Annotated in this window: 28 protein-coding genes; 7 read left to right on the forward strand and 21 right to left on the reverse strand. The window is 37.2% G+C overall.

What is annotated here, in order from left to right; genetic code table 11:
- Positions 1 to 21 precede the first annotated feature (21 nt).
- Positions 22 to 966, forward strand: a complete 945-nt coding sequence (locus tag HYQ40_08675) for a magnesium transporter CorA family protein (protein MBZ6527853.1) — start codon at positions 22 to 24, stop codon at positions 964 to 966.
- A gap of 95 nt (positions 967 to 1,061) precedes the next feature.
- Here HYQ40_08675 and HYQ40_08680 read toward each other — a convergent pair whose 3' ends face one another.
- The 4 genes from HYQ40_08680 to HYQ40_08695 form a co-directional block, all read right to left on the reverse strand.
- The gene (locus HYQ40_08680; GenBank protein MBZ6527854.1) at positions 1,062 to 1,442 is read right to left on the reverse strand and encodes a PH domain-containing protein; all 381 of its coding nucleotides are present in this window, start codon (positions 1,440 to 1,442) and stop codon (positions 1,062 to 1,064) included.
- Between the two features lie 64 nt (positions 1,443 to 1,506).
- Positions 1,507 to 2,154: a pyroglutamyl-peptidase I gene (gene pcp, locus HYQ40_08685; protein MBZ6527855.1), complete on the reverse strand. Its 648-nt coding sequence runs from the start codon at positions 2,152 to 2,154 to the stop codon at positions 1,507 to 1,509.
- An 18-nt stretch (positions 2,155 to 2,172) separates the two neighbouring features.
- Positions 2,173 to 3,099: a DUF979 domain-containing protein gene (locus tag HYQ40_08690; protein ID MBZ6527856.1), complete on the reverse strand. Its 927-nt coding sequence runs from the start codon at positions 3,097 to 3,099 to the stop codon at positions 2,173 to 2,175.
- Positions 3,100 to 3,111: 12 nt separating this feature from the next.
- The gene (locus HYQ40_08695) at positions 3,112 to 3,792 is read right to left on the reverse strand and encodes a DUF969 domain-containing protein (protein ID MBZ6527857.1); all 681 of its coding nucleotides are present in this window, start codon (positions 3,790 to 3,792) and stop codon (positions 3,112 to 3,114) included.
- Between the two features lie 148 nt (positions 3,793 to 3,940).
- Between HYQ40_08695 and HYQ40_08700 the strand changes: the two genes are divergently transcribed.
- Both HYQ40_08700 and HYQ40_08705 read left to right on the forward strand, forming a co-directional pair.
- Positions 3,941 to 4,483, forward strand: a complete 543-nt coding sequence (locus HYQ40_08700; protein MBZ6527858.1) for a GNAT family N-acetyltransferase — start codon at positions 3,941 to 3,943, stop codon at positions 4,481 to 4,483.
- Positions 4,484 to 4,500: 17 nt separating this feature from the next.
- The gene (locus HYQ40_08705) at positions 4,501 to 5,145 is read left to right on the forward strand and encodes a phosphatase PAP2 family protein (protein MBZ6527859.1); all 645 of its coding nucleotides are present in this window, start codon (positions 4,501 to 4,503) and stop codon (positions 5,143 to 5,145) included.
- 93 nt (positions 5,146 to 5,238) lie between these two features.
- Here HYQ40_08705 and HYQ40_08710 read toward each other — a convergent pair whose 3' ends face one another.
- The gene (locus HYQ40_08710) at positions 5,239 to 5,859 is read right to left on the reverse strand and encodes a sugar O-acetyltransferase (GenBank protein MBZ6527860.1); all 621 of its coding nucleotides are present in this window, start codon (positions 5,857 to 5,859) and stop codon (positions 5,239 to 5,241) included.
- A gap of 93 nt (positions 5,860 to 5,952) precedes the next feature.
- On the opposite strand from HYQ40_08710, the gene HYQ40_08715 reads away from it, so the two are divergent.
- Positions 5,953 to 6,852, forward strand: coding sequence for a diacylglycerol kinase family lipid kinase (locus HYQ40_08715; protein ID MBZ6527861.1), 900 nt, complete (start codon positions 5,953 to 5,955; stop codon positions 6,850 to 6,852).
- A 637-nt stretch (positions 6,853 to 7,489) separates the two neighbouring features.
- On the opposite strand, the gene HYQ40_08720 is transcribed toward HYQ40_08715, so the two are convergent.
- From HYQ40_08720 to HYQ40_08755, 8 genes are all read right to left on the reverse strand, one after another.
- On the reverse strand, positions 7,490 to 8,665 hold the full coding sequence (locus tag HYQ40_08720) for a pyridoxal phosphate-dependent aminotransferase (GenBank protein MBZ6527862.1): 1,176 nt from the start codon (positions 8,663 to 8,665) through the stop codon (positions 7,490 to 7,492).
- Positions 8,666 to 8,703: 38 nt separating this feature from the next.
- Positions 8,704 to 9,795, reverse strand: a complete 1,092-nt coding sequence (locus tag HYQ40_08725; GenBank protein MBZ6527863.1) for an aminotransferase class I/II-fold pyridoxal phosphate-dependent enzyme — start codon at positions 9,793 to 9,795, stop codon at positions 8,704 to 8,706.
- A complete protein-coding gene (gene metA, locus HYQ40_08730; protein ID MBZ6527864.1) occupies positions 9,779 to 10,723 on the reverse strand; it encodes a homoserine O-succinyltransferase in 945 nt (314 codons plus the stop codon). The genes HYQ40_08725 and metA overlap by 17 nt, the downstream gene beginning before the upstream one ends.
- A gap of 362 nt (positions 10,724 to 11,085) precedes the next feature.
- Positions 11,086 to 12,033, reverse strand: a complete 948-nt coding sequence (locus tag HYQ40_08735; protein MBZ6527865.1) for a nucleoside hydrolase — start codon at positions 12,031 to 12,033, stop codon at positions 11,086 to 11,088.
- Complete coding sequence (locus tag HYQ40_08740) at positions 12,030 to 12,587, reverse strand: GNAT family N-acetyltransferase (protein MBZ6527866.1); 558 nt, start codon at positions 12,585 to 12,587, stop codon at positions 12,030 to 12,032. The genes HYQ40_08735 and HYQ40_08740 overlap by 4 nt, the downstream gene beginning before the upstream one ends.
- Before the next feature lie 10 nt (positions 12,588 to 12,597).
- Positions 12,598 to 13,161, reverse strand: a complete 564-nt coding sequence (locus tag HYQ40_08745; GenBank protein ID MBZ6527867.1) for a GNAT family N-acetyltransferase — start codon at positions 13,159 to 13,161, stop codon at positions 12,598 to 12,600.
- 78 nt (positions 13,162 to 13,239) lie between these two features.
- Positions 13,240 to 13,755, reverse strand: coding sequence for a GNAT family N-acetyltransferase (locus HYQ40_08750; GenBank protein ID MBZ6527868.1), 516 nt, complete (start codon positions 13,753 to 13,755; stop codon positions 13,240 to 13,242).
- A gap of 186 nt (positions 13,756 to 13,941) precedes the next feature.
- Entirely contained in the window at positions 13,942 to 14,295 is a 354-nt protein-coding gene (locus HYQ40_08755; protein ID MBZ6527869.1) for a hypothetical protein, read from the reverse strand.
- Between the two features lie 144 nt (positions 14,296 to 14,439).
- Between HYQ40_08755 and HYQ40_08760 the strand changes: the two genes are divergently transcribed.
- Positions 14,440 to 14,763, forward strand: a complete 324-nt coding sequence (locus HYQ40_08760) for a rhodanese-like domain-containing protein (protein ID MBZ6527870.1) — start codon at positions 14,440 to 14,442, stop codon at positions 14,761 to 14,763.
- 156 nt (positions 14,764 to 14,919) lie between these two features.
- Here the strand turns inward: HYQ40_08760 and HYQ40_08765 are convergent, their stop codons facing one another.
- Complete coding sequence (locus HYQ40_08765; GenBank protein MBZ6527871.1) at positions 14,920 to 15,201, reverse strand: hypothetical protein; 282 nt, start codon at positions 15,199 to 15,201, stop codon at positions 14,920 to 14,922.
- Positions 15,202 to 15,390: 189 nt separating this feature from the next.
- On the opposite strand from HYQ40_08765, the gene HYQ40_08770 reads away from it, so the two are divergent.
- Positions 15,391 to 16,806 carry a sodium:alanine symporter family protein gene (locus HYQ40_08770; GenBank protein MBZ6527872.1) on the forward strand — a complete coding sequence of 472 codons (1,416 nt, stop codon included), beginning with the start codon at positions 15,391 to 15,393 and terminating at the stop codon, positions 16,804 to 16,806.
- Positions 16,807 to 16,864: 58 nt separating this feature from the next.
- Here HYQ40_08770 and HYQ40_08775 read toward each other — a convergent pair whose 3' ends face one another.
- From HYQ40_08775 to HYQ40_08805, 7 genes are all read right to left on the reverse strand, one after another.
- The gene (locus HYQ40_08775; protein MBZ6527873.1) at positions 16,865 to 17,047 is read right to left on the reverse strand and encodes an IS3 family transposase; all 183 of its coding nucleotides are present in this window, start codon (positions 17,045 to 17,047) and stop codon (positions 16,865 to 16,867) included.
- A 353-nt stretch (positions 17,048 to 17,400) separates the two neighbouring features.
- Positions 17,401 to 17,571 carry a hypothetical protein gene (locus tag HYQ40_08780; GenBank protein ID MBZ6527874.1) on the reverse strand — a complete coding sequence of 57 codons (171 nt, stop codon included), beginning with the start codon at positions 17,569 to 17,571 and terminating at the stop codon, positions 17,401 to 17,403.
- A 184-nt stretch (positions 17,572 to 17,755) separates the two neighbouring features.
- Complete coding sequence (locus tag HYQ40_08785) at positions 17,756 to 18,601, reverse strand: PRD domain-containing protein (GenBank protein MBZ6527875.1); 846 nt, start codon at positions 18,599 to 18,601, stop codon at positions 17,756 to 17,758.
- Positions 18,602 to 18,625: 24 nt separating this feature from the next.
- Complete coding sequence (locus tag HYQ40_08790; GenBank protein ID MBZ6527876.1) at positions 18,626 to 20,077, reverse strand: glycoside hydrolase family 1 protein; 1,452 nt, start codon at positions 20,075 to 20,077, stop codon at positions 18,626 to 18,628.
- On the reverse strand, positions 20,074 to 21,936 hold the full coding sequence (locus HYQ40_08795; GenBank protein ID MBZ6527877.1) for a PTS glucose transporter subunit IIA: 1,863 nt from the start codon (positions 21,934 to 21,936) through the stop codon (positions 20,074 to 20,076). Before HYQ40_08795 ends, HYQ40_08790 begins: the two co-directional genes overlap by 4 nt.
- A 508-nt stretch (positions 21,937 to 22,444) precedes the next feature.
- Positions 22,445 to 23,458, reverse strand: coding sequence for a CehA/McbA family metallohydrolase (locus HYQ40_08800; protein ID MBZ6527878.1), 1,014 nt, complete (start codon positions 23,456 to 23,458; stop codon positions 22,445 to 22,447).
- Positions 23,455 to 23,904 carry a hypothetical protein gene (locus HYQ40_08805; GenBank protein ID MBZ6527879.1) on the reverse strand — a complete coding sequence of 150 codons (450 nt, stop codon included), beginning with the start codon at positions 23,902 to 23,904 and terminating at the stop codon, positions 23,455 to 23,457. The genes HYQ40_08800 and HYQ40_08805 overlap by 4 nt, the downstream gene beginning before the upstream one ends.
- A gap of 283 nt (positions 23,905 to 24,187) precedes the next feature.
- Between HYQ40_08805 and brnQ the strand changes: the two genes are divergently transcribed.
- Positions 24,188 to 25,546, forward strand: a complete 1,359-nt coding sequence (brnQ, locus tag HYQ40_08810; protein ID MBZ6527880.1) for a branched-chain amino acid transport system II carrier protein — start codon at positions 24,188 to 24,190, stop codon at positions 25,544 to 25,546.
- Positions 25,547 to 25,555: the final 9 nt, after the last annotated feature.

Genomic DNA, 25,555 nt, shown 5'->3' on the forward strand with positions numbered 1-25,555 from the left:
GGACATTAAGGAGGAATCATTATGCTTGAGCACCGCCAAATGACTTATATAAAAGAACAAAAAGAATATTCTTATGAATTTTATCATCTATGGCAAGCTAACCAAAACGAAATTCAATATTTAATCGATCAGTTTAATATTCCTAAGGATTTTATCACGAGTGGGTTAGACTCATATGAAGTGGCGCGGTGGGAATCTTTTACTAATGAGGAAGGTGAAGTCTATACATTATCGCTCTTTAATTACCCGTTCAAAGAACAAACTCATGATTTCCGTGATGTTTATCGGACGGCTCCAATCGCGATTGTATTTAAACCCGGCTTGGTCATAGTAACCAGTGTTGATTCACTAAAATCCTTAGATCTCATGACGCATGAAAGACTTAATTCCTTTGATGGTTTAGATGAACTCGGTTTAATGCTGAGTATACTTTGGTTTGTCTCTAGATTGTTCATTGTACTTCTGGAAGAAATTGATCAGGAAATTCGTGCTTTAGAGGTCGACGTCACAGAAACAACCAAAAATGATGTTTTCTACCGCTTAATGAAACTGAATAAAGCACTCGTTTTCTTTAATTCCGGGATAACTAACGACCGTGAAGTACTTGAACGTTTAAAAGAACAGTTTAAACACTTACAAGTAGATGATAATGATTTCCGTCATTTACGTGATGTGAACGTTGAACTCCATCAAGCAAATGGTATGGTGCATGAACTGAAACAGCTCAACGAAAAAGTCAGTGATATCTTATCAAGTGTCGTGAACAATAATATGAATCAGATTATGCGCATACTAACAGTTTGGTCAATCATACTAACTATACCAACGATTATAACTGGTGCCTGGGGAATGAACGTCCCTGTTCCTGGAGAAGAAGCGCCTCCTGCGATGTTCTTAATTGGAATTATAACTTTAGCTTTAATGTTCATCGGTTACTGGCTATTTAAACGGAATAAATGGCTATAAAACCACACTGGTTAAAGTGATCAAACTGGTTAAACTATATAAAACACCTCTTGGCCCAACTTTCATTGGGCCAAGAGGTGTTTTATATTTTGTAACTAACCTAAGATTTCTTCTGCTAAGGTACGAGCAATTTCATTTAAATTGTCGCGGTTACGACCTAATTCTAGGCGAATGATAGGCTCTGTCGCACTTGAGATGAAAATGTCAATCTCTGCATCCATATCTGCTGTTCCGGCCGTCTCAATTGTAAAACGGCTGATAGATTTGTATGGAATACTTTGGATATCACGCTTCGTTCCAACTCCTTGAACGTCAATTAATATCAGTCGTTTGTTTGTAAAAACAATAAAATCGCGAATGAGTTTATAAGTTGAAACAACTTCTTCTGTCGATGTTAGAATGTCTTGTACAATATTCATAGCACTTGCGTTATCAACTTTACCAGCTTTTCCGGTTAATCGATCAAATAGTGACATCTCAATTCCTCTTTTCGTAAGTTTGTTTCTCTAATTATATCAGATTGCATCTCTTAGCTAAAAACTAATGCGTCGCCCCACCTACAGCTTGGATATCGCCCTTGTCATTATATTCAACGATAGCTTCAATGGCTGCTTCAATTCCACGTGCCATATCAGTTAATGACATCGCAGGTTGATTAGGTTTATCAAGCACTTGTTCTGTCATAAATGGAATATGCATGAACCCAGCTTTTACTTCTGGGAACTCTTTGTCTACTAAGTAAAGTGTTTGGTACATAATGTGATTACATACAAACGTTCCAGCAGTATTGGAAACTGATGCAGGAATCCCAGCGTTCTTCATCGCCTCAACCATCGCTTTGATGGGTAATTTAGTAAAGTAAGCCGGTTGGCCGTCTTCTTGAATTGCCACATCAATGGGTTGGTTTCCTTCATTATCAGGAATACGCGCATCGTCTTGATTAATCGCTACACGTTCAGGCGTCAAGCCCATACGTCCACCGGCTTGACCGATATTTAAGACGATATCTGGTTTGAATTCATTCATTTTCTCACGAACCACATCGGCTGACGTGTGAAAAACAGTTGGTATTTCTAACTTTTCAATTTGCGCTCCACTTATTGTGTCTGGCAATAATTTTACTGCTTCGATAGCAGGGTTAATCGCTTCTCCGCCAAATGGATCAAAACCTGTTACTAAAATTTTCATAATATATACTCCTCCTTGTTACATGAATGGTAAGTAGTACATTAATACAACATGAACTACAATCATAATAAGTGCGAATGGCACTTGGTCTTTTATGACGCCAAATTCACTTTTCATCTCTAATAATGCTACAGGTAATGCATTAAAATTACCAGCCATAGGGGTCATTAACGTCCCACAGAATCCAGCTGTCATTGCTAAAGCTCCAGCAATAATCGGATCCGCACCTAGTGAGAATACGAACGGTACTCCAATTCCTAATGTAATCACTGTAAAGGCTGCGAAGGCATTCCCCATCACCATTGTGAATAGAACCATTCCTAAAACGTAAACTAATACACCCCAGAACCGACTCTCAGCAGGGATAATTCCTTGAACCATACCTGAAACAACATCTCCAACTCCAGCAGCTGTAAATACTGTTCCTAAAGCTCCTAGTAATTGAGGTAAAATACCTGTTGTTGATACTTGTTGAATCATTCGATCACTTTCTGGTAATAACGTTTGTGGACCACGACGAATCGTGAATAATAAGGTCAATGTTCCTAGTAAAGCTCCTAGTCCTAAAACTGATTGACTTAAGGCTGGGAAAACTTGAGCAATAACTAGTGAAGATATCGCCAAAATCATTACAGGCACAAAGATTCGATTTCCAGTTCGATCTGCATTCTTTTGCACAACCTCTTCTGGCGTCGCTTTGATTTGCCCAATAGATACTTGTTTAAATAATGTAATTGCTCCAATTATAAGGACTAACAATCCGTTAATCATATTCGGAATATAACTTCCTCCAACGAATAACACGCCAAGTATGCCCCAAAATAACGTTGTTCCTATACGTGTAGGATTCGTTGCATCATTGAATACACGGTAAGCTGTATAAAGTAATTGTAAACCGATGACGATATACATAATTTCTAAAATTGTACTTGCGAATTGTTCCATTGATTTCCCCTCCTACTTTCTCGTTTTTGTTTTATTACGTAATTGACGGTCAAAACGCCAATTGAAAATCGCACCTAACACAAGTGCAATAATTGCAATTGGGATTGACGCAATCGCTAATGAACTTTGGTTACCGTTCAAACCTAAATCAAAAAGCGTTGCACTAATTAACTGAATTCCTGCTGAACCTGCGAATGTGTTCTGAGCAAAAAAGTTTCCATAGTTATCAGCTGCTGAAGCACGTGCTTTAATTTTTTCCAGATCTGCTTCACTTAAATTATCAGCTGTATCTGTTTGTGCTGCTGCCTCTGCCATTGGGTAGATCAGTGGGCGAACAAATTGTGGGTGCCCTCCTAATCGTATTGAAAAGAAGCCTGATAATTCACGAATGGCTTGATACACTGTAAATAACCCACCTGTTGAAAGTCCTTTAATCTTTTCAATTACACGCACTGCTTGCTCCTTTAATCCAAAAGTCTCTGATAAACCAATCATAGGTAGCGTTAAGAAGAACAACGTCACAAAACGCTGATTTGTAAATGCCTCGCCTAATATAGTTAAAAACTCTGTGAATGAAATACCTGACACTAACGCTGTTACTAATCCTGCTATAACAACCGTTGCTATTGTATCGAATTTTAATATAAACCCTAAAACGATAATGACAATACCTATTAATTTAATCCATTCCACTTTATTACCTCCTCGTAATATTTATAACTTACCAAAATAATATCTAATTCTACCATAAATGAAATAATGATATAACAATAGAAGATACTTTTAATCATTTTCAAATACAGATACAATAGAAGAAATAAGTTAGAAATGAGTTTTTAAAATGAAAATACAACGTATTACAAATAATCAATCGCTTTTTTCCGAGGATTTACATAAACTATATTTAGAAGCTTTCCCAGAGAATGAACGCAAACCTATCGACGCTCTTTATGCCCATCAAGAAGCAGGTTTTTCGGATGTCTTTGTTATCCTAGAGGAAGATAATTCCTTTGTAGGCATGATCACTACGCTAAAACGACCTCAATTAATGTTTGTTGAGTACTTCGCGATTGCGCCAGAATATCGAGGTCTTGGTTACGGATCTAAAGTTCTGTCGTTGCTTCATAATAAATACAAGGATGTTCCTATTTGTTTAGAGATTGAAGTTGTAAACACCGAAGCAGGCATTCAAGATGAGCGCGTACGGCGTTTACAATTTTACGAGAACAACGGGTTTCAACAGTTGAATATCGTAGTCAATTTGTTTGGTGTAGAATTTGAATTATTAGGTACAAGTTCTGATATTCGTTTTGAAGATTACGCTTTGCTTTACCAACAAATTCACGGTGAAGCCATCAAAGAAGTTCTTTATTTAATTAAATAATATATAGAGGTGATTTTTTGAATAAAAGATATTTGAATTACTCATTGCTTGCTCTTATACCTTTTCTGATTATCATTGTCATCATTACATTCAATATGAATACTATTCAGCACATTGATAATCGCGTCACACTGTCGATAATTTCTTGGCGTACTCCTCAGCTAAGTTCCTTTTTTAGTGCTGTTACGATTCTGGCAAATCCAACTAGTGTGGTGGCAACTGTTTTAATCTTAACAATTATTGCCTATGTCCTAACTAAGCGATTCCACTTACCATTATGGATTATATTAACAAATTCAATTGGTAGTTTAGGCTTGAATCCTTTAGTAAAGAATATCATCCAACGCAGTCGACCTGATGAAGAGCTGAGGTTAGTGCAAGAAGCGAGTTACTCTTTTCCAAGTGGTCATGCCTTTGCATCGATGGTGGCCTTTGGCTGTGTGATTCTGTTGTTGTTACTATTTTTGAAGCCAAGTGCGTTTCGTGGCGTGTTGATTGTGTTATCTTTTGTTACTATTTTATTAATCGGTTTCAGTCGTATATTCTTAGGAGTTCACTATTTAAGTGATGTTGTGGCTGGGTTCTCACTAGGCTTATTCTGGCTATTCATATCACTGAGTATCTTTATTCCAAAGACACCTAAAATTCGGGTTAAGGAGTAAATGGGACAACGTTGTCTCATTTATTTTGACAAGACCCTAAACCCCTTGAACAATGCTAGTTAGAACTAGTTTTATCCAAGGGGTTTTTATATTCTATAGTGGACCCATCTCTTCTAAATAATCATCCAAACGTCTTTGCCATTTGATGTGATCTTCCTCACCAATCGTCCGAATGACTTGGCAAGGATTGCCTGCTGCTAATACGTTATCTGGGATATCCTTTGTCACTACTGCGCCAGAACCAATCACAGTATTACTTCCAATAGTCACACCCGGGTTTAAGATTGCTCCAGCTCCAATCCAGACATTATCACCAATGGTTACAGCTTGTCCATATTCCACACCCTTGCTTCTTACATCGACGTCGAGTGGATGATTGGCCGTATAAATTCCAACTCGAGGACCAATCAAAACATTATGGCCAATAGTTATAGGTGCAATATCCATAAAGATACAATCTAAATTCGCAAAAAAATTATCGCCTGTCTTTATATAATTACCATATTCACAATAAAAAGGCGGCTCAATATATGCTTGTTTACCTATGTTTGGTATTAAGTTACATAATAATTCGGACCGTTGATCTAATTCATCGACGGTTGTCTGATTAAACTCTTTAACGAGAAGTCGGTTTCGACGATTCATTCTTGCAAATTCAGGATCATCTGGTAGGAACAAATCGCCAGCTTCCATTCTCTCTTTTTGAGTTCTCATGTATAAATCCCCTTTATTGCTATCATAATATTTGTCATTAATAAAAGCTAGCGGTATAGTGAACTCATAAATTTTTTTAAAGGAAGAGATAATATGAAAGATGTCATGATTATTGCGAACCCTTCTTCAGGGCAGCGTCAAGCAGAAAAATATGCACATCAAGCAAAAGACATACTTGAAGCCAATGGACGTCATGTAAAAATAAACTTAACTGAATCAGGTGAAGATGTTACAAAGTTTGCTAAAAAAGCCGCGCATGAAAGATACAATACTATTGTTATTTTAGGCGGTGATGGTACGGTATCGCTGATGGCAACGAGTTTAAAAGACGCGACTTATCGTCCAGAGATTGCAATTCTTCCAACAGGAACCGTGAATAATGTCGCTCGTGCATTGAATATTGAAGTAAACCTAGATGAAGCCGTCAAAGCACTTCCTCTACTCACACCAAAAACAATCGATGCAGGTCAAATTAATAACCAAGTTTTCTTGAGTTTGGTTTCAGCTGGTACGATTCCTGAAAGTGTCTTTGATGTCAACGAAGAAGAAAAAGAACGTTTGGGACCTGTAGCTTACTTAGTCAAAGGGCTTCAAGCATTAAATGAACAAAAGAGTTACCGCCTTAGTATTAATATTGATAACAAAGTCGATGAGTTTGAACTGGACCTCTTGATGATTGGAGTTTCTAGTAGCGTGGTCGGTTTAAAACATTTTTTTAAAGGCGCTAGCTATGATGATGGTAAGTTGCATGTCTTTGGGTTAAAGAAAACTACACTAGGTGATAGAGTCGGTAGTATCGCTAATTGGATATTCAATGCAGAAAATGTCCAAAATAATGGTGTATTCACTGTAGATGCGGAAAAAATTAAGATTGAATTATTGAACCAAGATGTCAGCGCACAAGTTGCCGTTGATGGCGACGAAGGCCCTTCCTTCCCAGTAGAAATAAGCATATTACCAAATTACTTAACTGTTTTAACCCCTGATGAATAGTATTGTTAATCCTAACAATGAGGATTGTTAGGATTTTTTATTTATACGCCTAACTGCCCTTATCATGTGCTGACAAGGTCAGTTAGGCGTCTTAAGCATCCGGTCATGTGCTGACAAGGCGAGTTAGAACCCTTAAGCGCCGGGTCATGCGATGACAAGGGGAGTTAGACACCTTAAGCGCCGGGTCATACGGTGACAAGGTGAGTTAGACGCTTTAAGCGCCGGGTCATACGGTGACAAGGTGAGTTAGACGCTTTAAGCGGCGTGTCATACGGTGACAAGGTGAGTTAGACGTCTTAAGCGCCGGGTCATGCGATGACAAGGGGAGTTAGACACCTTAAGCACCGTGTCATGCGCTGACAAGGTCAGTTAGACACCTTAAGCGCCGGGTCATGCGATGACAAGGGGAGTTAGACACCTTAAGCGCCGGGTCATGCGATGACAAGGGGAGTTAGACCTCTTAAGCGCCGGGTCATACGGTGACAAGGTGAGTTAGACGCTTTAAGCGACGTGTCATACGGTGACAAGGTGAGTTAGACGCTTTAAGCGGCGTGTCATACGGTGACAAGGTGAGTTAGATTTTACTTTACTCATCCCAAACAAAAAGGCCTTCAGTCAATGAAAGCCTCATACTTAATTACCCTAAATTTTCAACGATTGCTTGAACAGCTTTTTCAATATTCTCCGGTTTTGTTGCTAGGTTTAAGCGAATGAATCCTTCGTAACCCTCACCAAACCACTCACCATAATCAACAGCAATTCCACATTTTTCTTGAATAAATTCGACCATCTGATTATTATCCACTACGGCTCTTAGGTCAACAAAGATTAAGTAAGTTCCTTCCAGTGGAGATACGACAATTTTAGGGGCGAATTTACCAAAGTAATCACGAATTATTTCGTAATTGTGATAGATTACTTTCTTTAATGAATCCATCCAGTCAACACCGTCAACATAAGCCGCTTCTGTTGCCAATAGACCCATAATATTCGCTTCTGATTTAACCATCCTATTTGCAAAAGTATCATACTGCTCTCGTAGTTTATCATCAGTAATCACTATATTACAATGTGTTAATCCAGCAATGTTAAAGGATTTGGATGCTGAATTCACAGTAATTAAGCGGTCACGGTGAGCACTTTCTGAAACATTTGCTGCGGGGATATGTTCTCGTTCAAATGTAAAATCTTGATGAATTTCATCAGATATAATTAAAACATCGTATTTACGACAGATTGCGAACAATTTGGCTTGCTCTTCTTCAGTCCAAACACGGCCAACTGGATTATGTGGTGAGCAATGAATATACAACTTAACAGAGTGATCAATAACAGCCTGTTCAAACTGGTCAAAATCGATTGTATAGTAACCATCATTATTCACTAAATCAACACTCACTAATTGACGTTTTGTATCACGAACGGCTTCACTAAAAGGATAGTAAACAGGTGGTTGAATAATAACTGAATCGTTTTCTTTGGTAAAAGCGTATAATAAGTGGTAAATAGCTTGGACAGCTCCGGTTGAAAACCGAACCCACTCTTCTTTGATTGGAAAAGAAAAATGTGCCTCCATCCAGCTACTGTAAGCTGAGTAATATGATTTATCAGCAAATGTATACCCATAAACTCCATGTAATACACGGTCCTTTAATGATTTAGTGATTGCTTCGCTCACTTTAAAGTCCATATCCGCTACCCATAATGGGAGTAAATCTGGCTGGCCAAAACGTTGCTCCAGCAAGTCCCATTTAAGGGAGTTCGTATGTCGGCGTTCAACATAATATTTATCCACAAATTCTTCTATTTCCACCAAAAATCTACCTTCTTTCTACAACAAATATCTAAACATTATTTAACTTTTAAAGCAACTTTCAAGTCTTGGATTAAATCATCAACATCTTCCAAACCAACAGATAATCTTAATAAATCAGGTGTTAAACCGTATGATTCTCGCAGTGATTTTGGAATATCAGCATGCGTCTGCGTTGTTGGATATGTAATTAGACTTTCTACTCCGCCTAAACTTTCAGCGTAAGTAAAGAGAGCTAATCTTTCTAAGAACGGACCAACTGCCTGTTCATTTTTTAAGCGAATACTTATCATCGCCCCTTTACCCGCATAAAGAACTTCTTTAATTTGAGTTTGTTGTTTTAACCATGTGACAATTTCTCTCGCTGTCTTTTCTTGACGATCAATGCGAACCGGTAATGTCTTCAAGCTTCGGATAAATAACCAACAGTCAAACGGAGATAAAGTGGGACCAGTTGTATTCGACAGCCAACTTAGTTTCTCACCTATCTTTTGATTATTCGTCACAACCACACCAGCTAAAATGTCATTATGTCCCGTTAAATACTTGGTACCGGAATGAATAACAATATCCGCTCCCAAATCTAAAGGTCTTTGACGAAGTGGCGTCAACAAAGTATTATCTACCAGTAGTAGCGCATCATGTCGATGACTCAAATCAGCTATCCGCTGGATATCAACTTCTTTCATTAATGGATTGGTTGGCGTCTCAATAAATATACCATCTACTTCATCTGTTATAATTTTTTCTAAATCTTCCTCCGATTCAAAATAACTAAATCGTGAGTAACCTTGAGCTTCAAGATGCTCAAAATAACGAAAACTGCCTCCATACAAGTCACGAGACACTAAAAAGTGACTCCCAGGATTAAATACTTGAAAAGCGAGTTGCACAGCACTCATTCCTGAACTCGTCACAACAGCTTTCACTCCACCCTCTAGATCCGCTAATCCATGTTCCAAAATCTCACGTGTTGGGTTTTTCGTTCGTGTATAATCATAGCCTGTACTCTGGCCTAAACCAGGGTGGGCGTAAGTTGTGGCCAAGTGGATTGGCGCTACAACAGCTCCAGTTGTTGGGTCCTGACGATTACCTAATTGAACAAGCTTAGTGTTAAGATGTGTGCTCATTGTGTTTGTCCTCCTTCAAAATATCTTTCAAGTCATAATAAGTATGTTGATATACGTTATTTAGCCAATTATTGTATAAAATAAACGCATAGCTTCGCCAACTGAATAGCGGTTTTTTCGTATCATCATCGTTTGGATAATAATTTTCTGGTGGTTGAATCTTATAACCAGCTTCTTTATCTCGCTGGTACTCTTGTTCTAACGTATCTCGGTCATATTCCAAATGGCCTAATAAGAAGATATTTCGAAAATCTGTTGTCGTAATAATGTCAGGTCCAAATTCAGGATGCGAGGTGACGACAGTTAAGTTTTTTTCTGCCTTTATATCATTCAAGTTAATTGATGTATGACGCGATTGCGGTACACAATAAGTATCATTAAACCCTCGAATTAAAGGGTGTCGCTCCTCTTTCACATCGTATTCATAAATTCCAAATAACTTGTGGTCCAGTTTATAGTTTTCAATACCGTAATCATAATGCAACGCAAATTGCGCACCCCAACATATGAATAGACGTGAGAAGACATTACGCTCAGACCACTTCAAAATCATCTTCAACTCATCAATATAATCAACTTGATTGTATTTTAATTGCTCAACGGGCGCTCCAGTTATGATTAATCCATCATATTGATTGTCTTTAACTTGATAAAAGGTTTTGTAAAACTGATTCAAATGACTGACCGGTGTATTTGCTGCATCATGCGTTGTTGTATACATCAAATCAACTTCAATTTGTAAAGGTGTGTTACCTAATAAGCGCAACAGTTGGAGTTCTGTCGCTTCTTTTTTAGGCATTAAGTTTAATATTAATATTTTTAACGGTCGAATATCTTGAGTACGAGCTCGACTTTCATCCATCGTTACAATCTGTTCTCTTTCTAATTCTTTACGTATAGGTAATCCTTGGACAACTTTAATTGGCATACTTAACTTCCTTCCTTTGATAAAATAAAAAAAGTCCCTAATCAGTTTTACCTGATTAGGGACGACTATATCGTGTTACCACCCAAATTCGCACTTATCTTTCAATAAATGCCTCAAAACGTCTATATAAACGTCTGCAATATATCGGTTGCCCCCGTTAGAAAAGCTTCCACTTGTCTAATACTCAGAGTTCATCTTCACGCTTCTTCATTGTACCCTTTCACACCATCCGGGCTCTCTGTGCCAAATCCAATTCGTTACTCTTCTCTTCGTCGTTTTTATCATTAAATTCTCATTATTTATTAATATTCTATCGAAGACCTATCTTAAAGTCAACATGATAAATAAAATAGCCACCACAATTAATTCATATTGGCTAACACATCGCCTAACATTGCTTTGAATCTGTCGCTATCAATATTTTCAATAATACGTATGTTTGGTGCTTGACCTAACTCTTTTTCTCGGTCAACTAAGTTGAATCCTCGAGTTAAGTTTCCACCTGTTTCAATATCTACATAATAATCTGTGGCTTTAAGCACAATTGACTCATCTGCTGCTACAGCTGCAAGTAAAGAATCAGTACACGTAATCCCATCTACACCACGTTTAGCAAACTCAAATGCTTTTACGAATAAATTTACATCTAGGAAGAACTTCGATCCTTTTGTGTCCAAGGCTTCAATAATCGCAATGTCGTCATCATAGATGACACCATAGTATAAACTTGCATCCCAAGTTACCAAAGTCTGTGGGACACCCGAATGAAGTACAATTCGCGCTGCTTCAGGATCAACATAGAAATTGTATTCTGCCACTGCCGCAACATTCCCTAAAGCATTATTAATTCCGCCCATAATCCAAATGTGCTTAATATCCGCTAAGATAGTTGGATCACGCTTGATAGCCATCGCAATATTTGTCAAAGGAGCGAGAGCGATGATTTCAATCTCACCAGGATTCTCTTTAATTGTTCGAATCATAAAGTCGACCGCATGCTCATCTTCCGCAACTTGGTTTGGCTTAGGAAAGACTGCGTCCCCCATCCCATTGCCACCTTGAATTTCTTCAACCGTTAAATGTTTTTTTAAAGGCAATGAAATCATCGGACTTTCATGTCCTTTAAATACAGGTACTTTCTCTTGAGGGTCAAAGGTTTCAACCGTCACTAAAGCATTCTCAACTTGCTGATTAAACTCGACGTTCCCTGAAGCGATCGTAATCCCTTCTACTTTAAAATGATGTAAAGCCATCAGTATCGCAGTTGTATCGTCTCCAGCAGTATCTGTATCAATAATTACACGTCTCATTTTTTAGTAAACTCCTTTATTAAATCCTCTTTTAGAATGGCATAGCGTGCAGAATCAACAAGCCCTGTATTATTCAGACTATATTGGCGGTGAGTGCCCTCATATTGTAGCCCCGCTTTCTGTATGACTTTCCCAGAAGCCGGGTTAGCTACATCATGTAGAGCCTCAACTCGGTTGAAATCTGCCTCTATTAATAAGTAATGCGATACAGCTTTCATCGCTTCACTCATGTATCCTTGACTCCAAAACTTGTGACCAAGAACATAACCAACCTCACATTCTTGACGATGTTCACTGATTGCGACGACACTAATGTCGCCAATGACTTCACCTGGGTTGCCTTTTAATGTGATTGCCCATTTATACTGAGATGCGTCTTCATAACCTTCTACCCAGTTTTTCACTGATGACTGAGTCATCGATACATCTGTATGCGATGGCCAAGTTAAATACTTTGTCACTTGATCGTCACTCGCCCAATTATCATACATCGCTTTCGCATCTTCATTAACAAAGCGTCTTAATAACAAACGAGCTGTTCCAAAATGATTCATTCTTGCTACCTCATTTTTCTAAATCTTCTCGCAATATCGCATACTGCGCTGTATCTATAATCCCTGTATTATTCAAACTTCCTTGACGATGAATGCCTTCAAATTGCAAACCAGCCTTTTGCATAACTTTACCAGACGCAGGATTAGCTACATCATGGCGTGCTATGACTCTGTTGAATCCTGCCTCTTTTAATAAATAATTTGTCACGGCCTCCATCGCCTCACTCATATACCCTTTTCCCCAATGTTTACGGCTAAGGACATAGCCGATTTCACAGGCATCAATGCTGGCATAGTTAGGACTCATGCTTGCGGTAATGTCTCCAATAGCTTCACTGGGGTTTTCTTTTAAAGTAATGGCCCATTTATATTGAGATAAGTCTCCGTAGCCTTCTACCCATGTAGCAAGAATCGCCTGAGTGACTGACACTTCTCGGTGGCTTGACCATGTGAGATATTTAGTGGTCTCATCATCATTTGCATAATTCTTAAATATTATTTTTGCATCTTCATTAACAAATCGTCTTAATACCAGACGGTCTGTTTCAATTTCTTTTGTACCAATATGCTTCATCGTCTCATCTCCTAAAAACTTATCATAAATACTTCTTACAGATTGCGCAAACAAATGCGAATGATAATAGTCACTCACTTATTGAATGTTCGTAAATTTAAAGCCATACACCTGTTCTTCGAGTATTTGATTTTCTATTTTAATTGTTTCTATACCAATAAATTCCCCACCCAAATTCTTATAAAAGCGAATAGCTCGATCGTTATCAATAAACACAATGACCATCATTGATCTGATTCCTATGGTTTTAAATTTTTTCACTAGTGTATCAACTAATAAACGGCCTCCTCCTGACCCTTGGGCTGACTTCATCAAATAAATTGAATAAAGTTCACCTTCATAAGTTGGGTAACTATCTTTCCGCTGTAATCCTCCGCTGATATAACCTACGACTTCATTATCCTTCTCTAAAACATAAGTCAACGCATCACCTTCGAGTATATTCACCCAACGTTCGATACTGTGATTCAAACTCATATTGTTTAACACTTCTTCCGATACGATACCTTGATAAGTGGACTGCCAACTACTCACTTGAATCTTTCCAATACTCATCGCATCATTTATTCGTGCTTTTCTAACAGTTACTTGCATAGTTCTCACCTCATTCGCTTACTTCATTACATATTAACTAATTCATTTAATATATCATAACGTTTTCATAGCTAAATAATATAAAAATTTCCGGACAAAATGAAACACATACCTAAAAAAACAAAAAATTACAAAAAAAAGTAGCGTCTCATTCATTTACTATGAGGAACGCTACATCTTTATATTTTAATTCATCTGTTGCTGGATTCTATTAGGTATCATGACTACTTCAGTTGTTAAGTCGACCGGTTTGTACTCTTCATCGATACACTCTTCCCAATATTCTAAATGTTTTTTATCTATATAATGGTTGGATTCTTCAACTTCAATCCCACCTTCGCCTTGGATTGAATACCAATATAAATATTCATGTCCATCTACTTTCTCTCGCAAGATGGATTCAATATACATTTTCTCACCTTCTAAAGTAACGAGGACATCGTCCATATGTTTGTTAAGAAAAGCCATCCATTCATCAACTTGCTTACTTTTCCCAGCTTTTACTCGAAAGCGTGTTAATTCAACATTCAATTGATTCATTATACATTCTCCTATCTGTTTTTCAGTCAGGTCTATTCTATCAATTTAAAAGCACATTCCTAAGAAAAACTTAAATTGTTATTTCAAAGTGTATATGTTAGGATTTAATGTATTAATTTAAACATATGGAGGCATCTTATAACAATGCATAAAAATATTGATATCAAATCATTTTATCAAAAAGCGAATTCTGAACCGTTAATTATTTTAGACGTTCGTGATACAGATGAATATGAGATGGAACATGTGCCTAATGCTGTCAATATACCATTAGACGCGCTGCCTAAGCACACTGCAGCTTTGAATGATGATGAAACTTACTATGTCATTTGTAAAACCGGTAAACGTGCAGAAAAAGCCTGTGAGTATCTAAGTGAGCACGGTTTCAATGCTATTCGTGTGGAAGATGGAACTCAAAGTTGGCCCGGTCAACTCGAGCATTCCAATGATTTTACAGTCTTACTGTAAAATTATTCATATATAACAAAACACCCTACTATATTTGGCAGGGTGTTTCTTTGTATCGAACACAAATTAGATAAGCGAGCATTCAGTGTGTAAAGAGATCGTCATGAATTAAAATGCTCACTACGGTCTTTTTGGATGAAAACAACGATCTGCTGTTTAAAACTGTGGGATAAATTTAACAAATAACATTAATACCAACACAACAAGTATTAATAACAGCATGATTAATTTTTTATTATCAGAAACATTTAACTTGCGATATTGATAAATTAAAAACAATACGATCGAAACGGGTATAAGAAACTGAATCACAAAGCTTATATAGATATTTTCATTAAGTAGGTTAAACACCTCAAGAAGAATTGTATAAATTACGATTGTCCAACTAGCAACTGATAGTAGTTTGTTGTACAAGTTATCAAAGTTTTTGATGTCCATTTTTGTTACTCCCAACATTTATCGTTATAAAAAACGTCTTTTCTAAGCCTCAATTCAAATCTTACAGAACCAATCGATACGTAGCAAGCAGTAATTTTTTTATGTTTTGATTTTAAGAGACGAACAAACAAAATATTGCTTAATATACTTCCATTATTTGTCTTGATTTCTAACCTTAATTTAATAATAATGAGGTCTATAATAAAAATAGATTTCGAGGAGCGAATGATGATTGACTTAATTGACTGGATTAATGGTGCTTTGTGGGATGTATTGCTGATTGTCGTACTAAGTGGAATGGGTATTTACTTATCAATAAGATTGAACTTTATACAGTTTCGTAAGTTTGGTGAAAGTTTCAAAAAAACCTTTGGTTCAATCTCATTAAAAGGAGACAAGGCAAGTGCCGAGGATGGGATGACTTCTTTTCAATCGCTCGCAACATCAATCTCTGCTCAGATTGGAACGGGTAACTTAGCTGGAGTTGCGACTGCAATGGTTTCAGGTGGACCCGGAGCTGTCTTTTGGATGTGGCTGAGCGCTATTTTAGGTATGGCCATTATTTACGCAGAAGCAACTTTAGCTCAATATTATCGTACAACGGAAAAAGGACATCTTGTAGGAGGACCCGTTTACTACATCCAAGCTGCCTTCCAAGGGCGTCTAGGAAAAGTGATCGCAGCCTTATTCTCAGTCTTACTCATATTTGCTCTAGGCTTTATGGGAAATATGGTTCAGGCAAATTCAGTAGGTCATGCAGTCAGCACAGCTTTCGGAATTAGTCCATGGATTACTGGTATTGTGATGGCAATCATGGCTCTCATGGTCTTTATAGGTGGAGTTGAACGAATCGCATCTGTTACTGAAAAGATTGTCCCACTGATGGCTTTATTCTTTACTATCGCATCATTTATTGTGATTATTATGAACGTTGAAAATGTTCCGGCTAGTTTCGAGATGATCTTCGTTGGAGCTTTTAATCCCGATGCAGTCTTAGGGGGAATATTAGGTGTGTCGATTCAACAAGCGATTCGCTTTGGTGTATCCCGCGGCTTATTCACTCATGAAGCAGGTATGGGTTCAACACCTCATGCACATGCACTTGCACGTGTTAAACACCCAAGTGAACAAGGATTAGTTGCTATGATGGGTGTGTTTATTGATACGATTGTGCTTCTTCCGATGACTGTCTTAGTTATATTAACTACTGGTGTTCTCGACGGTGCTACAACCGGAATTGAATTAACACAATTAGCCTATGCCCAAGTATTTGGTAACTGGGGTTATATCATTGTAGCCATTAGTGTTTTCTTCTTTGCTTTTGCAACCATTATCGGGTGGTACTTTTTCGGACAAGCGAACGTTAAATACTTATTCGGTAAAGGAGCTATTCCCATCTACAGCCTTCTAGTGGCAATATTTATCGCAATTGGAAGTGGCTTACACGTGGATCTAGTGTGGTCATTAGCTGATTTGTTCAATGGGCTAATGGTGTTACCGAATATTATTAGTATTTTTCTCTTAACAAATGTCGTTGTGAAGATAACGAAAGATTATGAAAAACCACTTTCTGAGCAAGAATACCAAAATATCTACACAAAATAAAAAACTCATTGTCTTAGTAGACTGACATAGCGAAATGAGACACACATAAAACACCTTATTAGGCTGCTCTGACACTGTATTTTATCGGTGTCAGGTAGCCTAATTTTTCTTGGATACATTCTTTGTTATAATAATTTAAATAAGTTATCACTCGTTCGATCGTTTCTTGATTACTGAGCGAATTGAATTTAGTATATTGAAATTCCTCCGATTTTAAACTTGAATGGAATGATTCAATCACCGCGTTATCCCAACAGTTTTCACGTCGGGACACGCTGCTAACGAGATCATTCTTCTTAACCAAGCCCTGGTACGCATACGACGTGTAAACACTTCCTTGATCCGAGTGTATGATGAGATGATGCCTTCAGGATAATTGCGAGTGCACAGCGCTGCTTTCAATGTGTCAATGACGAGTGACGTCTGTTGATGATTATATAATTTGTAAGCGACAATTTCATTATTGAATAAAACCATGTTGGTCGATAATAGTTGGCTCGTGGGATACCTAAAGCACTTAAGATCGCTGTCACATCCTCTTCGATTTCCATGTATTTTTTTAAAAATGTCATTCTCCATTTTTTAATATGACAGTTAGCGTTCCTGCTTATCATTTTCACTGGCGAATTCCGGACCATGACAGAAGGTATATTGTTTGCCTATCGGCTGATCAAATCGGTAAATTTTATTTGCGCGATACCACCTCATCCAAGTTGAAACCTGTGATTTATTTTTGATTCTATGTTTCTCCATAATTTCTTTCATCGTAAATTCACCGCTTAATTTATCTTTAACAACTGCCCATTAAACTTCACATGAATACACGTTTTTGCCCATGCAAAACACCTCCGATGTAAGTACTTTTTACAAGTGTACCACTTCGAAGGTGTTTTATAGTGTCTCAATAATTTGGGTTAGTCCATTAGTGAGTACTAGGGCAATGATTTTTTTACTTCTTCTGTTTACTTTTCAGCAATCGATCCACATGTATGATGATATACATCACTTCTTCATTCGTAATAACAACTCCGTGTTTACCTCTCAAATAATCATCAATCTTATTTGAGATGGAGACCGCTTCGGAGTAGTGTTGATAGACTTGTTCGAACAAAAAATCATCCTCATCATGTAGCATATTATCCGTCAAAATTCTTTCGACAAAAAAACGAACATGCGTTATAAATCGTTGAAAATGAACCGATTCATCAGCTTCATCCAATCCGACTGAATACTTTACAATATTGACGATATTATTAATAATCTTAGCTGATTTAACACTGTCTAAGCGATTATTTTGTTCCTGTTGCGCGTTGATAATATGGAAGGCTATATTAGCTGCCTCTTCTTCAGGTAATTCAATATCGAATTCTTCTTTTAACTTTTCCAATAATTTTAATCCCACTTGAAACTCTTGTAGATAATAAGCTCGAATCTCCCATACGACTCGATTGGTTATTTGGATTCCTTTTTCATAACGTTCGATGGCAAAGTGTAAATGATCCGCCAACATAAAGTAAACACTGTTGTTCAATTTTACACTCAGTAAGTTCTCCGCATAACTAACCGTTTCTTGAGTTAACTCAAAGAAAATAGATGGTATTGTCTCCGCATATTTAATATAAGTTGATACTTTATCATTGCTTACTGAATAGAACATACGGTCTATTTTTTTACTATCTATTGAGTTGCCGGCTTTCTGATTAAAGCCGATTCCTTTACCTAGAGCAATCATTTCTTGACCATTAAAATTTACCAGCACAACACTCGTATTCAAAACTTTAATTATCTCAATCATATGATTCCTCCCATCTATCGTTAATTACTCAATTGAGTTTGACTCGATGACATCCTTATACCAGTAGAAAGAATCTTTTCGAATTCTCTCCAATGACCCGTTCCCCTCATCATCTTGATCTACATATATGAAGCCGTAACGCTTAGACATTTGTGACGTACCGGCGCTGACTAAGTCAATAGCACCCCATGAAGTGTAGCCGAACAATTCAACGCCTTCATTGATGGCTTCCCACATTTGTTCAAAATGCTCTTTAAAGTATTTTACACGGTATGGATCGTGAATTCTACCATCTTCAACGACATCTTTTGCGCCCATCCCATTTTCAACAATGATTAAGGGTTTCTTATAGCGATCATACAGTTCGATTAAAGAAATTTTTAAGCCCTTAGGATCGATCTGCCAACCCCAATCTGTTGATGGTAGATAAGGATTTTTAACACCGATAACTGTGTTACCAGGCGTTCGATCTGCATTAGGGTCGGTTGACTCTGTCATGGACATATAATAACTAAAAGAAACAAAATCTACTGTATTCTCTTTCAATATATCTAGATCTTCTGATGTCATTTCAAGATGAATACCGTTGTTCTCTAGTTGTTTAAGTATCAGTCTTGGGTATTCGCCAAACACTTGCACGTCTGAATAAAAGTAATTATTTAAGTTCTTTTTCAACGTCGCTTCAACATCTTCAGGTTTAGGTGTTAGTGGATATGTAGTCAATTTGGTAATCATACATCCTACTTCACTATTCGGTATAATTTCATGACATAATTTCGTTACCATAGCTGAGGCAACAAATTGATGATGTAAAGCCTGATAGACTATTTCAGTTTCTTTACCCTCTTCACACTTATCAGGTACAATCCCTGCGGTTGTGAAAGGATGACGGTGAATACTATCAATTTCATTAAAGGTTAACCAATATTTCACATAATTCTTGTAGCGTTTAAAACACGCTGTAGAGAAACGTACAAAATCATCGATAACCTTTCTATCTGCCCAACCGTTATACTTAACACTCAAAGCAAGAGGCATCTCATAATGTGATAGAGTGACTATTGGCTCAATATTTAAGCGTTTCATTTCTTTAAAGACATCTTCATAGAACTGCAGTCCTTCTTCATTCGGCTCACGTTCTTCGCCTGTAGGGAATAGTCGACTCCATGCAATTGATAATCTCAAGGTTTTAAAGCCCATCTCCGAAAATAGCGCCAAATCTTCTTTATAGTGATGATAAAAGTCGATTCCTCGTCGTTTTGGATACCATTTGTCATCCAAATCGTTACTTGCTTTTTCAATGGACTCACTCGTTATCTCCATATGTTTGGCGTAATCTTTAATATCAACATCAGGTCTAAAAATCGCCATATCAGCCACTGAAAGTCCTTTACCACCTACATTCCAAGCTCCTTCTGCTTGGTTGGCTGCAATAGCTCCACCCCATAAGAAATTATCTGGAAATTGTTTTATCATATTAATGATGCTCCTTTTTCTAGTAATACTACAACGTCATTTGAATTTACTTTTGCATTTTTGTTTATTGTTCTTAACGAATAATTTGGGGCATTTTGAATGACTACAATCACAGTTGTGTCATAACCTGCTGCTTCAATCGCTCTCAGATCAAATTCAATTAATGCTTGCCCAGCAATCACTTCCTCACCTTCTTTAACGAGTGATTTGAAATGATCGCCTTTCAATTGAACCGTATCAATACCTATATGGAATAATAATTCAACTCCCGAATCAGTTATCATGCCTACAGCATGGTTAGTATTAAAAATCATTTTCACAATTCCTTTTGAAGGAGCGTATAATATTCCTTCTGTTGGCTTAATGGCAATCCCATCTCCCATTAAACCACTCGAAAATACATCATCATTGACATCTGCTAAAGCCATAACATTTCCTTCAACTGGACTCGTTAAAGTCACCTCATCTATTTCGACTGAATTTGTTGTAGTCATTTCTTCTTCTACCGTAATCTCTAGTTCTTCTTTATATAAGAATAATACAGCAACAAAGGCCACCACAAATGAGATAGCAAACGTTACAATTGCCCAGACGATATTCATAGAATTATCCACATCTGCATACATTGTAATACTTGCTAGACCTGGTCCAACAAGAGCGAAAGCTTCTACTGCCATAACTCCAATGAATAGCCCACCAACCAAACTACCAATAACAACACTTGATAATACACGCGGATTTTGTAAAGTTACACCGTATAAAGCAGGTTCTGTAATACCAAATAAAGCAGAAACACCGGCTGAGATAGCTGTGGATCTCAACTTACTGTCCTTTGTTCGTATAGCAACCGCAAAACACGCCCCAGACTCTGCAATGTTATGCGCAAGCGAAGCTGGTAAATATAATACTTCTCGACCTAATGAAGTCATTGATGATACAGCATAAGGTAACATAGCTTTATGCATTCCGGTAGACACCATAAATGGTAGTATCGCTGCCAATAATCCTGTCGCTACCCAACCAAAGTTTGAATACAGGAACATAATAAGACTTGAAATAATCTCACCAACTTGGAAGCCTAATGGCCCTAAGAAAAGCAAGGTAACTGGCACAGTGATAACCATTGACATCATTGGAACAAAAAAGATTCGAATTGCTTTAGGTGAATACTTTGTAAAGAACTTCTCCATTAATGCATAGAATAGAACTAAAAGGATGGCTGGAAAAACTTGATACGTGTAGGCGACGTTTTGTACATCTAATGTAAAAAGCGTTGCCCCATCAGCCATCAATGTCGTAATACCTGGGAGAATCAAACTTCCTGCAGTCGCAACTGCAACAATTTGATTTACATCTAGCTTTCTAGCCGTTGTCATGGCCACAAGTAGTGGTAAGAAGTATAAAGGCGCATCCCCAATAAAATTAAGTAGTTGATACGTCGTACCCGTCGCATCAATTAAACCAAACATTGATAATAATAGAAGGATAGATTTAAGTACCCCACCCCCTGCAATAGCCGGAACTAGTGGTTGGAAAATTCCAATAAGGAAATCCATAAAAATGGCGCCAATTTTTTGATTTTTTTTGTTATTTCCTGATTGACTTTTATTACCTACACTACCTACAATTTTTCGTATTTCTGCATAAACTTCGTTCACATCATTACCGATAATAATTTGTGTCTGAACATTTTGTCTGACTCCCGCAACTCCTGGGATAGACTCTAAAAATTTAATATCCGCTTTATCGTCATCATTTAAGGTAAATCGTAAACGCGTTGAACAATGCTCAAGGTAATTTATATTATCTTTCCCACCGATTCCTTTAATGACTTCACTTGCTGTCTCGTTATAATCCATATTTTTCATCCTTTCTATCTAAGAGTCAGTTGAATAAATTTTAACAAAAAAGGACCCAAACAAACTCCCCCTAATATTAGGAGAAAAATTTGTTTAGGTCCTGCCTGCATAACCAGTCACATGCCTCTTTTTTATGTTACCGCTATCATAGCATACACTTTTTTATTTGACAACTCTTTTATCTGTTTTTTTGATGTTAAGTAATAATCAGATTAGAAACACCATTTATATTAAGTGTATTATCATAATTATCTACTTGAGTATCATATGAGATGTTTCCTCTCCATTCTTCATCAGAGAAGATGGTTAAATCTGTTCTATCAAGCCTACTTTGAACTTCATGATCAAGTAACCTTTTTTCTAATTTTTTGCTTCTTTAAATAAATCTATCGGTATCTGTCTAAAATTATCCATGGATGCTGTAGGAATATCTCCAAAATTATTTAACTTGAACTACCAACTACCCATCAAACCTATAAGATTGGACAAGTAGCTTTCGTAAATCATTCTACTTTCTAAGGTAAATCGGATTACCTACTATAATCGGTGTGTCTTTAACTCCTCTAAAGTCTCCACGGACTTCAAAACGTAGATAACCTGCTGATAGATTGTCAGGTAAAGTGAAACGCAAAGCCAGTTCTTCACTCAATTCTTTATTTACTTCACTTTTGTAGATTAACTGATCGTTATTCCAAAGAGACAGATAAATGTTATTCAACTCAAATCCTTTTAATGCTTCTAATTCAGTTGATTTTAAATTCACCGACACACTACCTTGCTCAAGCATTGAATGATGTACACGGTCTCCCATCTGAAAGATGATGTTCTTATTTTCGATATTAAAGTGAGCCGTAGGACCCAATGTAATATAATAGCGACCCTTTCTAAGAGCTTCTTTAAAGTTTTCTTGTGTTAGTTCCTCTTCATTGAGCTCTAAATAAGTCACGCCCATATTAGCTTCTTCCCTGTCTGGACGATGCCAATCTCTTCCTGCAGAACAAGATATTTCGTAACCTTTATTCAATTTATCCAACCAAAATTCATAAGCGAGAATCGATTCTGATTTTTCTTGAGGCTGGTTACTATTCCAAATTTCGATGTAATCAACAAGGTCATAGTTTTCAACTTGATAGTCCCAATGACAACCAGTACAAATTGGACTTCCAATATCAAAAGGATGAGCGATACCGACTAATCCATTCGCTAATTGAACCTCTAACATGTATTTATCTATTGTAGTCGGTGTCGCTTCACGCCAATCAACATCATAATCCGCATCATGAACAAGCATGTGACCAAAATATGTCGTCCATTCAATTCCGTGAAGCGTAATAATATCTTCGTCTTTCACAGCTTGTACACTGGGCATCTCTAAGTAGCCTGCTGAGGTGTTATGGTCTGTTAGAATGAGCCCTTTATAACCAAAAGACACGGCTGATTCTATCAACTCTTCAACAGTAAATTGCCCGTCACTATGAATCGTATGCGCATGAACTTCTACTGGGTATTGATATCTTTTCATAGTGTCGCCTCGATTCTAATGTTCGCCTCTACGACTCTACTCGCTATACAATGGCAATTCAGTTGCAGTTCCCAATCAGCGGGTTCGATCTCAACGGGCCAAAATCCAAAGCTCGCTTTCTTATTATTGATTGTAATTTCTTGTTTGTTACTCTTATTATGATGTGCTCCTAAATACGTTCCGTTCTTTGATAAAGATAACGTAATTAAGTTGTCGACAGGTAGATAATTACTGGCTAGAAGCTTAGCACTTGCGTAATTAGCCACATCATACTTTATTAATGCATCTTCAACTTGCCTTCTCGCTATATCATCTTTACTATTATTCGGTGAGTAAGTGAAATAAATGACTAGCTCAGAGTATTTATTTCTAATCCCTAAAGGTATCTTCACATTTGTTTGTGTATCGTATTCACCTAGTTTTAAATCTAATTCGAAAATCTTCATGTTCTCCTCCTGGTTATTTCAATAATAACAATCTAGCAGTTGGTTTCAGTCAAGATATGTTTGGATAGCCACTGCTTAATTAATTTTCTTTCCTAAACAAGTTTTAGATTATCATATGAATGTAAATCTATTGTCTAGATTATGTAAACTTTATGTAAATTTTCTTTTGTTTTGACTTTCTAATACAATACGTCGATATATTCCTAATAGCGGTTGATAATTCGGCAATATGCCGTTACACTGTATATTTATGAACACAAATACATAAAAAAGTAGGTATATTATGAAACAACCTAAATTTAAACTAACATTTAAGGAAATACTTGTTGTTGCTTCCTTATTATTCGGATTGTTTTTTGGTGCTGGTAATATTATTTTCCCAGTCTCACTAGGACAATCTTCAGGTGGAAATGTTTGGCCTGCAATTCTTGGATTCAACATTACAGCTGTCGGGCTACCTTTACTGGCAGTTATCTCAATGGGCTTATCGCAAAGTGAATCAGTTATTGATATGACACAGAAGATATCTAAGAAATACAGTTATTTCTTCACGGTCGCTTTATATCTAACAATTGGTCCTTTCTTTGCGACACCGCGTTTGGCGACGGTATCGTATGAAGTAGGCCTGTCTACGTTAATCCCACAAGAATTCGGTGCGATGTCACTCTTCATCTATTCATTTATCTTCTATCTAATTGTTTTGTATTTTTCACTGCGACCTAGTGGAATCTTGGATTGGATTGGACGTTATTTAAACCCGCTTTTCTTAGTATTACTAACAGTTATTTTAATTAGAGCGTTCACTTCTGGTGATGCTTTAATTGGTGGTGAAGCATCGGTTGAATCCTACCAAAATACGCCTTTCTCAACGGGGTTACTTGAAGGATATAATACGATGGATGGGCTAGCTGGATTGGCTTTTGGTATTATTATTATTAAATCTATTCGAAATATCGGTGTAACTGAGCCTAAGCGATTAGCTTCTCAGACTGTTAAAAGTGGGGTACTGAGTTTAGCGGTCATGGCCTTAATCTACCTGTGTCTTGCCCTTTTAGGTACTCAAAGTCTTAACTTTACAGATGTCGCACCTAACGGGGGGGTTGCAATGTCTATTGTGACTCAACATTACTTTGGTCTGTTCGGTCAAATTCTACTTGCTGGAGTCATGGCTGTTGCGTGTTTAAAGACTGCTATCGGGCTTGTAGTGGCTTTAGCTGAGACCTTTGCAGATTTATTCCCGCAGTTCCTTTCTAAACGTGTATGGACGTTTATTGCAACAATCATTTCGTTTTTAGTTGCGAATATTGGGTTAAACTTAATTATTTCGTATTCTTTACCTGTGTTGATGTTACTTTATCCATTAGCTATCACGTTGATCTTACTACATCTACTTGAGCCAATTGTTAAGAGCCGTGCTATCTATCGTAGCGTGACATTCTTTACAATGATTGCTGCCCTATTCGATATGATCGCAGCCTTACCACAACCTTTATACCAATGGTTACAAGGTGATATGCTTGGTAGTTTTGCTAAATCATTCTTACCTTTCTACAGCATTGGATTCGGTTGGGTTGTTCCAGCTTTAATCGGTTTTGTTGTTGGCTTAATTTTAACTAAAGTACATCCAGAACCAGCAAACTAAGTCACATAA

This window comes from Aerococcaceae bacterium DSM 111021 (assembly GCA_020112395.1).
In the GTDB taxonomy this organism is placed as follows: Bacteria; Bacillota; Bacilli; order Lactobacillales; family Aerococcaceae; genus Ruoffia.